We start from the raw sequence: 15,232 nt of genomic DNA, 5'->3' as shown, positions 1-15,232 counted from the left end.
GTGGAACAAGATCGAGCACCGACTCTTCTCGCACATCACCATGAACTGGCGTGGCCGCCCGCTGACCAGCCACGAAGTCATCGTGAACAGCATCGCGGCGACCACCACCCCCACCGGGTTACGCGTGAAGGCCGCCCTCGACACCAACAGCTACCCCACCGGCGTGAAGATCGGCGACGCGGAGATGGCCGCCCTGCCGCTGGTCCGGCACACGTTCCACGGTGACTGGAACTATGACCTCCACCCCCAGCCCTGCCCCACCGTCCCAGCGGCGCGAACCCCGCAAGAACCCGCCTCGAAGTGGGACCAGGCCCTGCTCTCTGATCCCGCCCTGACCGGGATGACCCGCCCCCAACTGGACGAACTCACCACAACGTTGGCTCCTGACGGTGATACCCAAACCGGCCGTCCACCCCGGCTCACCTTCCCCGAACAAGTCCTGGCCACCGTGCTTCACCTGCGGGTCGCGCTAGCCGCGGAACCCCTGGCCGTACTGTTCGGCAGCAGCCGCACGGCCATGCACCGCACCCTCCTCAAGAACAGGAAACTGATCAAGGCGCACAGGATCACCATCCCGCCCGCAGCAGCCCCACCCGCGACCCTCGCCGTTCTCCAAGCCCGCGTCCTCACCCTGACCGGCGAGCCCGCAACCAAGATCAAGACGACGTGTTAATGATCTGCAAGCTCTTATGCGCGTGCCTGCTCGATCGAGGCCGGCGCATCGTCCGGGACGACGTCGGGCTCGGGGAACGCCCAGCGAGACAGCTCCCGCACCGCGGCGGACTGCCGCTCCACCGCGCTGCCGCGATACTGGCATCGACCCCGGACGGGACCAGTGACCGGGCGCCCGTCGGCGTCCATGTAGCGGAACCCCCGGCTCGGACAGAGACGAAGTCGCATGCCCGAATGCCATGAGTTACTTCACCGTGAGTCGCAGAGCATTGATGAAGGCGCGGAGGTCGTCGGGCGCGTCGGCGGAGATCACGGTGTGATGGTCGCGTAGGGACGACAGCGTGACATTCGCGGACTTGTCGTGCCAGACGCACTGGGTGACCGCTTTAGCGGCTGTTCTCATGTCAACGCAGAGGATCTTTCCGCCCACGGAACCCGCGCCGTACTCCTTCACGGTCGTGCTGTCGACCTTCGTTCCGAAAAGCACGGCGAGTTCTTGGATCGCCTCTCCCGGCTCTTGCGCGAATGCGGGATCCAGAGTGACTTCGATGACGAGCCCCTTGCCGTCGGCCGTGCCGTAACTAACCGTTGCATAGCCTTTGTTGGGGTCCGTGTTCGAGCTCCTCAGCCCGGCCTGTTCGGGTGTGCCGGGCCTCGAAGCGGTGTAAGCGCCGAATCCGTCCGGAAGCACGGCCGTGTGCTTGACCGCCTTGAAATCCTCGTTCCCGGTGACCACCACCCATCCGATGGCGCCGGCCACTGCTATCAGGGCGATCACGCCGCCGACGATCTTCCGGCGCTGGCGCTGGACCTCCCAGGCTTCCGGCTCCGACCGGCCGATGGAGATCAGTGTGACCTGGGCGTCGCCTGAGACATCGTGAGACACGGAGCACTCCTGGAACCGGTAGGGATTCGGCATCCGGAAACCCGCCAGCGCCCCGGACCGCCGACCATACCGGGGGACCGCCCGGGACGCCCCTGCATTCGCCGTACCACCGTGGTCCGCGGCCAAGGCCCTGGTCGAGTCGACGCCCTGTGGTCCATCGAGGACGGCGAGTTCTTCGGAGGGGACCAGGTCGATGAAGTCGAGGTAGCCCATCTTGGCCTCGTCGGCCCGCTGCGCGTACTGGGTCAGGGCCTCGGCCAGGTGGGGCAGGCCCAGCTTGGCGGCCGTGTTGCGGATGCGGGTGGAGACCAGCTCGCTCAAGACGATTCCTTCGTGGTCTGGTGGGTGTGAAGGGGCGGGTGTTCCGGTCAGCTCGTCATAGATCGACACCGGTCTGCGGCCGACCTCGACTTGGGTGGCCGCGGCCCGGTTCAACAAGGCCCACAGCGATCCCGCCTCTGACACGCCGTCCTGTCGGCGGGGTGCGGGCACGTCTCCGCCCGCTGTGACGCGGCGGCCGGCTCCGGTGGGCAGACCGTCCCAGTGCCGCCCGTCCACGACCCGGGCCCCGCGGCCAACTGCCCGCGGATGGGTGGCCAGCAGAGTCTCCCCCTGGCGGTTGGGTGTGGTGGCATGCAGGGTGACCTGGGACTTCGTGGCTCGGATCTCGACCAGCTGCCGCGGGCGGATCCATAGAGCCGGCACGGAGTAGAGGTTCGCTTCGAAGGCGACGAGGCAGTCCTTGCCGACGTAGCGGAGGTGCCGCTGGGCGACCACGTATGGAGTGGCCGGCAGTGGGCGGAGAGCCATGTGTTCGCGGACCGCCCGCAGACCGATGACCTCGCCGTGGGTGCCGTGGACTTCGGCCCGCCGCAGCGGAACCCAGGCAGTGAATGCGGAGTCCAGTTCCTCGATCGAGGAGAAGGCGCGTCCGGCCAAGACGTGGTCGCGGACGAACAGGACCTGGCGCTCGACTCGGCCCTTTCCAGTGGGCCGGTAGGCGGCCAGCACGTCGGGATCGAAGTCGATCCAACAGCCACTACTGCACGGCCGCGCTGACATCGCCGCCGACGACGTCCGTACGGCGGGCGAAGTCAGCGGCGTTGGAACCGCCGGTGGCAGACGAGCCGTAGGAGCATTCCTCGGTGCGATCCGCGGGCCCTGCGGGCTCCCAGCGCAGCAGGGGCTCTGGGAGGGTCCGCTACTCCCCCAACCATCCCGAGGTCGCCTGGCTGTTCAACCACCGGGCCAAGCCGCGCATCGACCCAAGCATCGAGGTGCCCTTCATCCGGGTCTGCCGCAGCGACGAAAGCAGCGACGTCGCTATGCCGGGCGCGGCTACAGGTGGGACATGCGCTCCCGCACAGGGCCCGCCAACTCGGCCGGGCCCAGGACACCGGGGTGTCCCCGGAAGACGGTGTGGGCTTCTCTGCGAGGGGTCAGCCGATACGGACGGTGATCTCGGGGAGGGGTATGTCGGAAAGGTTCAGCTGGAGCCCGGCCAGAGTCAGGTAGGTCTGCGAGTCGGTCAAGGCGGAAGTGGTGGACGGCACCTGGGTCTTCCCGCGCGTGCTCACCAGCAGGTACCAACCCCCGCGCTTGTAGCTGCGGGAGGCGTCGGGGCGGTCGCCGTTCGGGTTCAGCGTCCAGCCCTGGCGCTCCAGGTCGGCGCAGATCGCGTTCATCTCCGACTGTGCGGCGGTCTTCTCGCGGACGGCCATCCAGCCCGTCCTGTTCGATTGGGCGTCGGCCACGACGGTCGGACGGCCCTGCGCCGGGTCGATGCCCGCCGCGCTGACCGCAGTCCTGATCACCTCGTCCACGGCCCTCAGCCGGAGCGGCATTGAGGAGTCCTCACCGTGCAGCACCCCATCGCCCAGACCGCCGCCGCCTACGACATCGACATGGTCAACGGCGTCGACTTCCTCGTCCGTACGGCCAAGCTGCAGCCGGGCGACAAGATCGGCCATGTCTACTTCGAAGGCGAATACGGTGAGAACGCCCTCGCCGGAGCCACCTACGCCGCGCGGCAGCACAAGCTGAGCATCGTCGAGCAGAAGATCAAGCCGACCGATCAGGATCTGACCGCCCAGGTCACCGCATTGAAGCAGGCCGGCGTCAAAGCCACCCGCTATGCGGGCCGGGACGGCGGCGCCGTGCTGTCCCGGACCGTCAGGCGCGTCGAGACGATGTCGGTGCCCGAGCGCGGGACGTCGTGTTCGCGGATCTGGCGCAGGACCTCCTGGACGCTGCGCCGGCCGACCTCGGCGAAGTCCTGGTGCACCGTGGTCAGGGGCGGAATGAAGTGAGCCGCGTCGGGGATGTCGTCGAACCCGACCACGCTGATGTCGCCGGGGACAGCCCTGCCTCGTTCGTGGAAGGCGCGCAGCAGGCCGAGGGCCATCTGGTCGTTGGCGGCGAACACCGCGGTGCACTGCGGCTCTTCGGCGAGCGCGAGGCCGGCCGCGTAGCCCGAAGCGGCCGACCAGTCGCCCCGCAGGGGCGGCGGCACCGGCCGGCCAGCGTCCTCCAGGACCGTCCGCCACGCCCGGGCGCGCCGCTCGCTCGCGTACGACGACTCCGGGCCGGTCACGTGCCAGACGGTCGCGTGGCCGAGGTCGAGCAGATGGCTGACGGCACGCCGGGCGCCGCCCGTCTGGTCGGTGTCGACGACGGGGTAGCGGTCTCCGGCGTCGGAGTCCACGACGACCACGGGCACGCCGGGCGGCAGCGCCACGGTGCCGGCGTCGAGCAGGTGGATCTCCATGAACACGATGACGGCGTCGACGGCCAGTTCGCCCATCCGCGTGAAGGCGCCCAGCACGTTGTCCTGGGTCGGGATGTCGACGGGGATCAGAGTGATGGCGTATCCCTCGGCGGCGGCCTGGGTCGCGATCGCCTCCACGGTGTTGCTGTTACCGGTGGTGGACAGGCCGTGGAGGATCACGCCGATGGTGTTGAACTGTCCGTACCGCAGGGCGCGTGCCGCGCTGTTGGGGCGGTAGCCCAGTTCGCGCATGGCTGTGAGTACCTGCTCGCGGGTCGAGCCGATGACGCCGGGGTGGCCGTTGGACACCCGCGACACGGTCTGGGACGACACGCCCGCGCGCTGCGCGACGTCGGCCATGGACACGCGCTGCTTGCGGCGTCCGCCCGGTATGCCCGAGCCGCCGCGCTGCGCGCCGCCGGCAGGAACAGGATCTTGTGCTCCCCGCTCACTCAGGTCCATCACCCCTTCACTCCTGTCCGTCCGCCCGTCGCCGGCCAGTGCGGCCAGCGGAAACGTAACGTCCGCGAAACCTTGACCGATCGGCGTGACGGGTGCCACGCTACCGCACAAGTTTACGTAAACATCGCGCTGCCCGGCCCGCTCGGCCTCCCTGCACGGATCGGGTCGGCGCCTTGTGTTCGGCACGATGTTTACGTAAACACCCATCGTCCGGACAGGTCGGTGTCCCAGCAGCGAGGAGCAAGGAGCGACATGGTGGCCGCAGTACCAGAGGCGGGGGCGCGACCCGCCGCGAGGCCATCGGCCCCCGAACGGCGGTCGTGGACCGGCTGGCAGTTCGTCGGTCCGTTCATGGCGGTGTTCGCCCTGGTCTTCCTCGCCCCGATCGGATACTCGATCTACCTGAGCCTGTTCCGCACCCGGCTGATCGGCGGAACCAGCTTCGTCGGCGCCGACAACTACACCGAGGCGTTCGGCGACGCGCAGTTCTGGTCGTCCTTCGGCCGGGTGGCGGCCTTCCTGGCCGTGCAGGTGCCGATCATGCTGTTCCTCGCGCTCCTGCTCGCGCTGGCCATCGACAGCGGCCGCCTGTACGGATCGAGCTTCTTCCGGATCGCGGTGTTCCTGCCCTACGCGGTGCCGGCCGTTGTCGCCACACTCATGTGGGGCTTCATGTACGGCACGCGCTTCGGCCTGGTCGGCAATCTCAACGACGCGTTCGGGATCACCCTCCCGGACCCGCTCTCGCCCGACCTGGTCCTCGCGTCCATCGGCAACATCGTGACCTGGCAGTTCGTGGGCTACAACATGCTGATCCTCTACTCGGCACTGCGGACGGTGAACCCGGCGCTCTACGAGGCCGCGGAGATCGACGGAGCGGGACAGTTGCGGATCATCCGGGCGATCAAGCTCCCGGCGCTGCGCGGGGCCCTGATCATCGCGACGATCTTCTCGATCATCGGGAGCTTCCAGCTGTTCAACGAGCCGAGCATCCTCAAGAACCTGGCGCCGAACGCGATCACGTCCGACTTCACCCCGAACCTGTACGCCTTCTCCCTGTCCTTCGCCGGGCAGCAGTTCAACTACGCGGCGACCATCGCCATCGTCATGGGCGTGATCACGATGATCATCGCCTACGCCGTCCAGCTGCGCGGCATGCGGAAGGAACTCTGACCATGGCGACCACCACTCCCCGCCTGCGGCACACACCCCGCCCGGCACGGCGCCCCGGTACCCGCTCCGGCCCGCTCACGCTCCGCGCCACCCGCAGCACCTCACGCCACAAGCGGCGCAGCGCCACCCTGACCGCCCTGACGGCGATCATGCTGATCTACACGCTGCTGCCGCTGGCCTGGCTGGCGATCAACGCCACCAAGACGCAGCAGGGGCTGTTCAACTCCTTCGGCCTGTGGCTCGACGGTGACTTCGCCCTGTTCGGCAACATCGCCGACACCTTCACCTACAACGACGGGATCTTCACCCGCTGGCTGCTCAACACCCTGCTGTACGTGGTGGTCGGTGCGGGTGGCGCGACCTTGCTCGCCACGCTCGCCGGGTACGGGCTGGCCAAGTTCGACTTCGTCGGCAAGCGGGCCGTGTTCGCCACCGTCATCGGAGCGGTTGCCGTGCCCGGCACGGCGCTGGCGGTCCCCACGTTCCTGATGTTCTCCGAGCTGGGACTGACCGACACCCCGTGGGCGATCATCATCCCGTCGCTGATCTCGCCGTTCGGCCTGTACCTGATGTGGACCTTCGCCACTGACGCCGTCCCGAAGGAGATCCTCGAGTCGGCCCGGGTCGACGGTGCCGGCGAGTTCCGCGCGTTCTTCTCGATCAGCATGCCGATGCTGGCACCCGGCATGGTCACCGTCCTGCTCTTCAACGTGGTCGCGACCTGGAACAACTACTTCCTGCCGCTGATCATGCTGAAGGACCCCGACTGGTATCCGTTGACCCTTGGCCTCAACAGCTGGAACGCCCAGGCCGCCACCGTCGGTGGGGACGTGGTGTTCAACCTCGTGATCACCGGATCGCTCCTGACCATCGTGCCCCTGATCGCGGCGTTCCTGCTGCTGCAGCGGTACTGGCAGTCGGGCCTGGCCGCCGGAAGCGTCAAGGGCTGACCGGCGCACGGCCCCACTCACCCCTCTCCCCCGCACCCCGATCCACGTCTGAAGACACCCTCATGAAAAGGAACACCCTCATGGCGATAGCCCGCCGTCGCGCCCTCCTGCTGGGCGCGGCCGCCCTGTCGGTCGCTCTCACCGCGACCGCCTGCGGCTCCTCCGACTCCAAGGACTCGGGCGGCGCGCAGCCCGCGTCCGCCGCCGATCTCCAGGCCGCCCTGGACACCGGCGGCAGCATCACGGTGTGGGCCTGGGAGCCGACTCTGCAGAAGGTCGTCACCGACTTCCAGGCCAAGTACCCCAAGGTCACGGTCAAGCTGGTCAACGCCGGCACCAACAAGGACGAGTACACCGCGCTGCAGAACGCGGTCAAGGCCGGAAAGGGCGTCCCCGACCTCGCGCAGATCGAGTACTACGCCCTGCCGCAGTTCACGCTCGCCAAGTCCGTCGCCGACCTCACGGCGTTCGGCGCCGACCAGCTCAACTCCAGCTTCACCCCTGGCCCGTGGGGCTCCGTCCACGCCGGCGCCAAGGGCGTGTACGGCCTGCCGATGGACTCCGGCCCGATGGCCCTGTTCTACAACAAGGAGGTCTTCGACAAGTACAAGATCGCGGTGCCGACGACGTGGGACGAGTACCTCGCCGCAGCCAAGAAGCTGCACGCGGCCGACCCCAAGGCGTATCTCGCCAGTGACACCGGCGACGCCGGATTCGCCACCAGCATGATCTGGCAGGCCGGCGGCAAGCCCTACACCGTCGACGGCACCCAGGTCGGCGTGAACTTCGACGAGGCCGGCACCAAGAAGTTCACCGCCGCCTGGCAGCAGCTCGTCAGCGGCAAGCTCCTCTCCCCGGTCACCGCCTGGAGCGACGCCTGGTACCAGGGGCTGGGCGACGGCAGCATCGCCTCGCTCGTCACCGGCGCCTGGATGCCCGGCCCCCTCGAATCCGGTGTCAAGGGCGGCACCGGCAAGTGGCGTGTCGCGCCCATGCCGCAGTGGCAGAGCGGGGCCAAGGTCACCGCCGAGAACGGCGGCAGTTCGCTGGCCCTCACCGAGGCGAGCGCCAACAAGAAACTCGCCTACGCCTTCCTGCAGTACGCCACCGTCGACGCGGGCGCGCAGAGCCGCGTCGACGCAGGCGCGTTCCCCGCCACCACCAAGCAGCTCAACTCCCCCGCCTTCCTGGACAAGCAAGACCCGTACTTCGGCAACCAGAAGATCAACCAGGTACTCGCGCAGTCGGCGACCCAAGTCGCCCCCGGCTGGTCCTACCTGCCCTTCCAGGTCTACGCCAACAGCGTCTTCAACGACACCGTCGGCAAGGCGTACGTCAGCGGCACCACCTTGGACAGCGGGCTGAAGGCCTGGCAGGAGGCCTCCCTCAAGTACGCCAAGGACCAGGGCTTCACCGTCAAGTAGACCCCGGCGCGCGATCATCCGCGCATGCCCGCCCCGCCGACGTGCACCCGACCGGCGGCGGGGCCCCGCTCCCGGCCCACCGGACCGCGCCCCGGCATCGCCATGCGCTTCCTCCTGCTCGTCGTCGTGCCTGCCCCGAGGTACTGCCTCACAGAAAGGGAAAGCCATGCCCCACCCCTCCCCGTCCCGCACCGTCCACCGCGTCCTGGCCTGTCTGCTGGGCGCCGCTCTGTTCGCACCGCTCACCGCCCTGACCGACGCCTCCCCGGCCGCAGCCGACACCCCGCCGTTCGCCGCCGCACAGTTCCAGGGCGTGAACTGGGCCCGCCCGGGCGACAATTACGTCGACGGACCCGTCGTCCTCGAAGGACTGAACGTCACCGACAGCTACGCCACCGTCAAGGCCAAGGCGGACGCCGTCTACAACGGCTTGAAGGCCACCCTCGGCGCCAACACCGTCCGCCTGCCGGTCAACACCAAATCCGTCGGCACCGCCTGGTGGAACGCCTACACCGGCGCCATCGACTCCGCGACCGCCAAGGGCTTCAAGGTCGTCCTGTCCTACTGGGAGGACGGGGCGTCCTCCAACGGCCGGATCGTCGACATGGCCGCCTGCAACGCCATGTGGAACACCGTTGTCGCCAAGTACGGCTCCAACGGCCTGGTCTACTTCGAGCCGATGAACGAGCCCCACGGCTACGACGCCACCGAGTGGACGAACGTCGCCGCCACCTGGCTCGCCGACCGCCCCTCGGTCCCCCGGGGCCGGATCTTCATCAGCGGTGTCGGCTACAACGGTGACGTCAAGCCCGTGTGCGGCGACAGCCGCCTGGACGGGACCTACCTCTCCTACCACCACTACGCCTTCATGAGCGCCGCCAAGACCTACGACCAATGGGTCGCCCACTTCAAGGACGGCATCGGCCCTTGCGCCTCACGCACCGTCCTGGACGAGTTCGGCGCGCCGATGGACGACGGCCTGAACTACAACACCACCACCAGCACCGACAACTTCATCCGCTACCTGCGTGCCGACACCGACACCGTCCGCGCCCTCGGCGTGGGCGCGGTCTACTGGCCTGCCCTCGGTGGCCCGCACAACGAGCGGCCCACTTACGACTACTACTCCCTGTTCGCCCTTCAGGGCAGCGGCACCAACCTGTCGCTGGGCGTCCGCAACATCAGCGGCATCGACCGGCTCAAGTACGCCTGGGGCCTGGATCCCGGCGCGCACACGGGCGCCCTGCACAGCCTCAGCGGCACCAACCGCTGCCTCGACGTCCCCGGCGCCACCCATACCAACAGCACCCAGGTCATGGCGTGGACCTGCAACGGCGGCGACAACCAGAAGTGGACCAGGACGCCGTCGGGACAGCTCACCGTCTACAACGGCGAGAAGTGCCTGGACGTCGGCGGCCAGGCGACGGCCAACGGCAGCGCGGTCGGCATCTACGACTGCAACGGCGGCGCGAACCAGAAGTGGACGTTCTCCTCGGACGGCACGATCCGCGGCGTCCAGTCGGGCCGCTGCCTCGACCTGGACCAGACCACCGCCCAAGGCCAGCTCTACGACTGCTGGGCGGGCGACAACCAGAAGTGGCAGACCCTCTAGCAGTTCACCGGCCCAGCAGTTCCGCGGCGTAACAGATTGCCGGCGCGTACGGGTACCCGGCCGGCCGCGCGGGAGCCCTCCGCGCGGCTGGCCGGCCCACCCGCCTCTTCGAGGCCGGCACCGCCCCACCTCACACTCCCCCTTCAGCACAGGAGCACTCGCACATGCCCGTTCTTGACTTCGACGACAGCGGGTTTCGGCTCGACGGCGCACCCTTCCAAATCCTGTCCGGAGGACTGCACTACTTCCGCGTCCACCCCGCGCAGTGGGCGGACCGGCTGCACAAGGCCCGCCTGATGGGCCTCAACACCGTCGAGACGTACGTGCCGTGGAACCTGCACGAGCCGCGCCCGGACTCCTTCCGGATGGACGGCGAACTGGACCTGCCGGCCTTCCTCGACCTGGCCGCGGCCGAGGGGCTGCACGTACTGCTCAGGCCGGGCCCGTACATCTGCGCCGAGTGGGAGGGCGGCGGCCTGCCGTCCTGGCTGCTGGCCGAGCCGGACATCGCCCTGCGCAGCCGGGACCCCCGGTTCCTGTCCGCGCTGGACCGCTACCTCGCCCAGCTCCTCACCCCCCTGCAGCCCTACCTGGCCACCCGCGGCGGCCCGGTGCTGGCGGTGCAGGTGGAGAACGAGTACGGGGCCTACGGCGACGACACCGCCTATCTGGAGCACCTAGCCGCCACGCTCCGCCGGTGCGGTGTCGACGTGCCGCTGTTCACCTGTGACCAGCCCGCCGACCTGGAGCGGGGCGCCTTGCCGGGCGTGCTCGCGACAGCCAATTTCGGCAGCCGCTCGGCGCAGAGCCTGGCCGCCCTGCGCGCACACCAGCCGGCCGGCCCGCTGCTGTGCGCCGAGTTCTGGAACGGCTGGTTCGACCGCTGGGGCGCCCACCACGTCATCCGCGACCCGGCCCAGGCCGCCCAGGAGCTGGACGAACTGCTCGCGACCGGGGCCTCGGTGAACTTCTACATGTTCCACGGCGGCACCAACTTCGGCTTCACCAACGGCGCCAACGACAAACACACCTACCGGCCGACCATCACCTCCTACGACTACGACGCACCGCTGGACGAGGCCGGTGACCCCACCGAGAAATTCACCGCGTTCCGCCGGGTCCTCGCCAAGTACGCGCCGGTCCCCGCCGAGCCCGTCCCCCACCCCGGGGCCAAACTCGCCCCCCACACCATCGCGCTCACCGACAGCGCCTCCCTGCTCGCGTGCGCTGCCGATCTGGGTGACGCGGTGGCGTCCGAGCGGCCACTGACGATGGAGGAGCTCGGGCAGGACTTCGGATTCGTACTGTACGAGACCGCGCTGCCCGCGGCAGGACCGGTACTGCTGGAAGTGGAGCAGGTGCGCGACCGCGCCCAGGTGTTCCTCGACGGCCTGCCCATCGGGGTGCTGGAGCGCGAGAACCACGAGCGGGCCATCGCCTTCACCGTGCCGCGCGCGGGCACCGTACTGAGCGTGCTGGTGGAGAACCAGGGGCGAGTCAACTACGGGCCGGGCATCCACGACCGCAAAGGACTGCTCGGCGCCATCCTCCTGGACGGATCCGCACTGACCGGGTGGTGCAGCCGGCCCCTGCCGCTGACCTCCCTGACGCAGCTGCCGTTCACCAACACCACCACGACGCCGACCGGGCCCACCTTCCACCGCGGCACCGTCGACCTCGCCGAGCCGGCCGACACCTTCCTCCACCTGCGCGGCTGGACGAAGGGCAACGCCTGGGTCAACGGTTTCGCCCTGGGCCGCTACTGGTCGCGCGGCCCACAGGGGTCGCTGTACGTGCCGAAGCCGGTGCTGCGGGCAGGCGCCAACGAGATCGTCGTGCTCGAACTGCACGCCGCCCACCGCCCCCGTACCGTCGAGCTGCGCCCGACCCCGGACCTGGGCCCCACCGAGCAGTAGCGGTCGCCGCCGTATGCCAACCCGTAGGCCAGGAGCCCCGTCATGAACGCCGGCCGTCCTCGGGACCGGATTTCGTTCCTGGTCAGGTGCCGGACGCCTGGTCCGGTGTACCCGGGGTAACGGCTTTTCTGCCAACTTCGGCTCGCCCATGCGACTCCTCCCAGGGAACACCTGGTTGATCGAACGAACACAGCCACGGATGACCCGGCCCCTTCGCTCCGCCCCCATTACAGGGACTTCATCACTACTACGGCCGGTCCGCCGGCGGGTCCCGCACCGGTACTCAGCCCCTCGAGGTTTCCGCCGCTTCGGGACGCTCCCTCTTCGAGGTCGTTTTCTCCCGGTGTTTCATCCCGGAACGAGTGCTAAATCCGTTGGCGTCGGGTCGCACCAGAACCCCAGCTCCTGGCGTGCGGCCCCCCTGCAGTGGGAGACAACCACCTCCTACATCCAGCGCCTTGCACGCCTCTGTCCCGGCGGTCGGGGATCAGCACGATCAGGCGCACGGCCGGGTGACTGTCGGTCCGGTTCAGTCCGTACCCCGGGGCAGCGTCACCCGGATCCTGCTGCCCTCGGTGGCGCCATGGATAGCGATCCTTTGTTGATCGAACTGCTCCCCATCGCGCCGGATGGCGAAGACCCTGTAAGGCGGAAGGCCCGTGAGATCGCGGCTCGTAGTGAAGTCGCCCGTTTCCGTGAGGAGACGGAGCGCTTCACGGCGGCCATGGGTATCTCCCTCGATCAGCCGGGCGACGCGGTCCAGGCTGGTCTTCACCTCGCTGCGACGCTGTCCGTCTGGATCGAACAGCTCGATGCTGCGGTAGGAGTCGCCCTCGTAGACGCTGTCGATCCGAAGCTGCCTCTCAACGCTCCTGGATATCCGACGGCTCTTCGACGCGTACGGCATGACGCTGCTCGTACCCGATGCCTTGCCCGAGCACATGGCGACCCTGTGCATCGGGAACAGTGTCAGCGTGGTGTGGCCCACAGCGTACGGGCTCTACGCCCGGCTCGCGCCGCTTGACTCCGCATGGCAGTGACGGCCCGAGGTAATCCTCGGGCCGCCGCTGGTCTTGCTGTTCAGCTCCGGGCTTGCTGTTCAGCTCTCGGTGATGCGGGTCCAGGTGAACGGGCCGAACGAGGTGGACGTCGTCGGGTTGTGGGCTCCTGGGGTGACGGTCAGCTTCAGCCATTCCAGGGGTGTGGTGCTTCCGTGCACGACGATGCGGTGGAAGTTCGGGACGGCGTAGCCGGGGTGGCTGTTCCATGCGTCGTACGCGCAGACGTCCTCGTCACCCGTGCAAGGCGCGCCCTGGGTGAGCGGGTTGTCCGAGCGGTAGACGTGCGAGTCGCCGACGAGCAGGAGCACCGGCTTGCCGAAGGCGGCGGTGTGCCTGGCGAGACTGGAGACGACCGGCTCGTAGTTCGCCACGTGGTCGGCCGTCTTGCCGTCTACGTCCCACATGTCGGCCTGGGTGGTGACGACGACGCTGGACATGCCGCCGGCCTTGGCGAGTGCGAATGCGGTGTCCAGCCAGCGCAGGTCGGCCGCGGTGCGCTGGGCGGCCTCGTCGAGCTGCTGCCGTGAGGCCGTCGGCGCGCCGTACCAGGGGTCAGCGTCGTTGTTGGAGCCGCCGGGCACGTTGACCGTCGCGAACAGGGTGCCGTTTTTGACCCAGAGCACGTTCTCCACGTACTTGGCGTCCTCGGGGTGCGCCCAGTTCGGCAGCTGCGCCTGCGACAGGACGCGCAGCGTCCCGCTGCCGAGGGTGTGGCCCGGCTTGGGGAAGAACGTCTTGCGGACCAGATCCAGGTTCGCGGCCGGGTTGCCGGAAGCGTAGTCCACTGAATGGCCGGTGGCCGGATCGAGTACGTAGTCGATCTTCCCGGTGAGCGGGTTGTACGTGCCGCCGCCCTCCTTGGCCTTGTGACAGTCGGCCCACTCGTTGTCGCCGGGGGTGTAGACCATCGGATCCGCGAAGGTCTTCCACAGCGCGGCGACGGACTGGTCGTAAGCGGCGGTGCAGTACTGCTTGCCGGAGTGGATGTCGCCGACATGGATCACGGTGCTGATGTCCGGGTCGGCGTTGACGTTGGCGATGAACGCCGGCGTCGCGTCGAACTCGGAGGTGTCGGTCGGCGAGGTGCCGTACGGGGCGTCGCCGTACACGGCGAGCGTGAACGGCGCACGGGCCCCGGCCCCGGCCCCGGAGGCGGTCGCGTTCGCCGTCATGGCGGTGGCCGATATCGCGCTGAGCGCCAGAGCCAGGCCCACGGCTGCAAACGACCTTCTTTTCATCTGTCTCCTCGGTGAATTCGACCGTGCCGAAGCAGCCTGCTCGCAGCGCGCGTCTCACCGGGAACGGACAGGTGAACGGAAGTCGAATACGGCGTCTACCGATCAGTCGTCCTGGCGCGGCATGTCCATCCGCTCTCCGATGGCCTTCTCGATACGGGCTCGGTGGGCCCCCTCCCACACGTCGAGGAACTCCCCGGCCTCCTTGGCGAGCTTCGCCCGGGCAGCGCCCAGGTTCTCGTCCCGGCGGGCGGCCGGTACGACGACCATGACCTCCTCGTCCGCGACGACGACGTCGCTTGGGTGTACATCCACACCGCCGCAGCGGACCGGGATGCCGAGGGGCTGGGCGGCCGACTTGGCGCCCGGGATCGGGATGACGCCGCGGGCGAAGACGGGGAAGGCCATGCGCATGCAAACGCCGCTCCGGCATTCGCCGAGGGAGGCTCGAAGGTGGCTCGCGGGCAGGCGGGCGTTGGTAGCCGCCTACGAACCGCGGCTTTCAGCGAGGCGTACGGAATCAGGCCCGACCCCAGCGCCGTCTACCTCGTGCGCGCAGGCCGGCGACCGGATGGCCCTCGCCTTCGTGGGGCGCCTGCTCGCCCGCCACGACCGTGGCGCCGAGGCATTCGAGCTGCTGTGCCCCGTCGTCGAAGACTGATTCCTCGCCGCCTCGCTGCTGACCACCTGGATCCCGACCGACCACCGATGCGACACGCCGTGGTGCGGCCGCGGCCTCGACGCCGACACTGCGCTCGCCCTGCTTACCACGATCCGGGAACGCCAGGACCGCACCAATGACGCGATCGCCCTGCTGCGTACCCGGCACGTCACCTCTGTCAACAGTCGCGACCAGGTCGCCGATCCGCTGGCCACGCACAACCGGATCGAGGAACTGCTCGCGTACGCGGAGCCCGAGGACCACGGACACGCCGCGCAGCGTTTGGCCGAAATACGTGAGGAGCACGGCGACGTGGAGGGCGCGATCGCTGCCTACCGTCAGCCCGACACCTCGGTGGCCCCCACTACAACGGCGGGGCCCAGCACCCGCAAATAGTCGTGGAGCAGGTCAGC

11 protein-coding genes and 4 pseudogenes are annotated in these 15,232 nt (G+C 68.7%); 7 read left to right on the top strand and 8 right to left on the bottom strand.

What is annotated here, in order from left to right; all coding sequences use genetic code 11:
* A partial coding sequence (locus C6N31_RS39270) for an ISAzo13-like element transposase-related protein (protein WP_438817446.1) occupies positions 1–673 on the top strand: 673 nt, incomplete at its 5' end.
* A gap of 1,041 nt (positions 674–1,714) precedes the next feature.
* On the opposite strand, the pseudogene C6N31_RS45760 reads toward C6N31_RS39270, so the two are convergent.
* The 3 genes and pseudogenes from C6N31_RS45760 to C6N31_RS39255 all read right to left on the bottom strand — a co-directional run.
* Positions 1,715–1,879 (bottom strand): annotated as a pseudogene (locus C6N31_RS45760) (ATP-binding protein); the annotation flags it as partial.
* Between the two features lie 291 nt (positions 1,880–2,170).
* Positions 2,171–2,368: pseudogene (locus tag C6N31_RS47075) on the bottom strand (Mu transposase domain-containing protein); the annotation flags it as partial.
* 629 nt (positions 2,369–2,997) lie between these two features.
* Complete coding sequence (locus C6N31_RS39255) at positions 2,998–3,402, bottom strand: hypothetical protein (protein ID WP_138358760.1); 405 nt, start codon at positions 3,400–3,402, stop codon at positions 2,998–3,000.
* 42 nt (positions 3,403–3,444) lie between these two features.
* Here C6N31_RS39255 and C6N31_RS39250 point away from each other — a divergent pair.
* A pseudogene (locus C6N31_RS39250) lies at positions 3,445–3,684 on the top strand (ABC transporter substrate-binding protein); the annotation flags it as partial.
* Between the two features lie 5 nt (positions 3,685–3,689).
* Here the strand turns inward: C6N31_RS39250 and C6N31_RS39245 are convergent.
* Complete coding sequence (locus C6N31_RS39245) at positions 3,690–4,787, bottom strand: LacI family DNA-binding transcriptional regulator (RefSeq protein ID WP_232486201.1); 1,098 nt, start codon at positions 4,785–4,787, stop codon at positions 3,690–3,692.
* A 255-nt stretch (positions 4,788–5,042) separates the two neighbouring features.
* On the opposite strand from C6N31_RS39245, the gene C6N31_RS39240 reads away from it, so the two are divergent.
* The 5 genes from C6N31_RS39240 (at position 5,043) to C6N31_RS39220 (ending at position 11,862) form a co-directional block, all read left to right on the top strand.
* Positions 5,043–5,960 (top strand): carbohydrate ABC transporter permease, encoded by a 918-nt coding sequence (locus C6N31_RS39240; protein ID WP_244809744.1) that lies wholly within the window; start codon positions 5,043–5,045, stop codon positions 5,958–5,960.
* Positions 5,961–5,962: 2 nt separating this feature from the next.
* Positions 5,963–6,910, top strand: coding sequence for a carbohydrate ABC transporter permease (locus C6N31_RS39235; protein ID WP_138358764.1), 948 nt, complete (start codon positions 5,963–5,965; stop codon positions 6,908–6,910).
* Between the two features lie 80 nt (positions 6,911–6,990).
* Entirely contained in the window at positions 6,991–8,334 is a 1,344-nt protein-coding gene (locus C6N31_RS39230; protein ID WP_198359366.1) for an extracellular solute-binding protein, read from the top strand.
* A gap of 166 nt (positions 8,335–8,500) precedes the next feature.
* Positions 8,501–9,946: a ricin-type beta-trefoil lectin domain protein gene (locus C6N31_RS39225; protein ID WP_138358768.1), complete on the top strand. Its 1,446-nt coding sequence runs from the start codon at positions 8,501–8,503 to the stop codon at positions 9,944–9,946.
* A gap of 164 nt (positions 9,947–10,110) precedes the next feature.
* Positions 10,111–11,862, top strand: a complete 1,752-nt coding sequence (locus C6N31_RS39220) for a glycoside hydrolase family 35 protein (RefSeq protein WP_138358770.1) — start codon at positions 10,111–10,113, stop codon at positions 11,860–11,862.
* Between the two features lie 529 nt (positions 11,863–12,391).
* Here the strand turns inward: C6N31_RS39220 and C6N31_RS39215 are convergent.
* The 4 genes and pseudogenes from C6N31_RS39215 to C6N31_RS39200 all read right to left on the bottom strand — a co-directional run bounded on the left by C6N31_RS39215 (position 12,392) and on the right by C6N31_RS39200 (position 15,125).
* Positions 12,392–12,850 (bottom strand): DUF6042 family protein, encoded by a 459-nt coding sequence (locus tag C6N31_RS39215; RefSeq protein ID WP_138358772.1) that lies wholly within the window; start codon positions 12,848–12,850, stop codon positions 12,392–12,394.
* A 111-nt stretch (positions 12,851–12,961) separates the two neighbouring features.
* On the bottom strand, positions 12,962–14,137 hold the full coding sequence (locus C6N31_RS39210; RefSeq protein WP_138358774.1) for a hypothetical protein: 1,176 nt from the start codon (positions 14,135–14,137) through the stop codon (positions 12,962–12,964).
* A gap of 126 nt (positions 14,138–14,263) precedes the next feature.
* Positions 14,264–14,566 (bottom strand): annotated as a pseudogene (locus tag C6N31_RS39205) (RraA family protein); the annotation flags it as partial.
* Positions 14,567–14,678: 112 nt separating this feature from the next.
* Entirely contained in the window at positions 14,679–15,125 is a 447-nt protein-coding gene (locus C6N31_RS39200; protein ID WP_187145209.1) for a hypothetical protein, read from the bottom strand.
* Positions 15,126–15,232 lie beyond the last annotated feature (107 nt).

Origin of the sequence: Streptomyces fildesensis (genome assembly GCF_016107395.1) — a bacterium.
GTDB lineage: Bacteria > Actinomycetota > Actinomycetes > Streptomycetales > Streptomycetaceae > Actinacidiphila > Actinacidiphila fildesensis.
The sequence above is the reverse complement of the archived record's forward strand: the minus strand, read 5'-3'. Positions and strand labels throughout refer to the sequence as shown.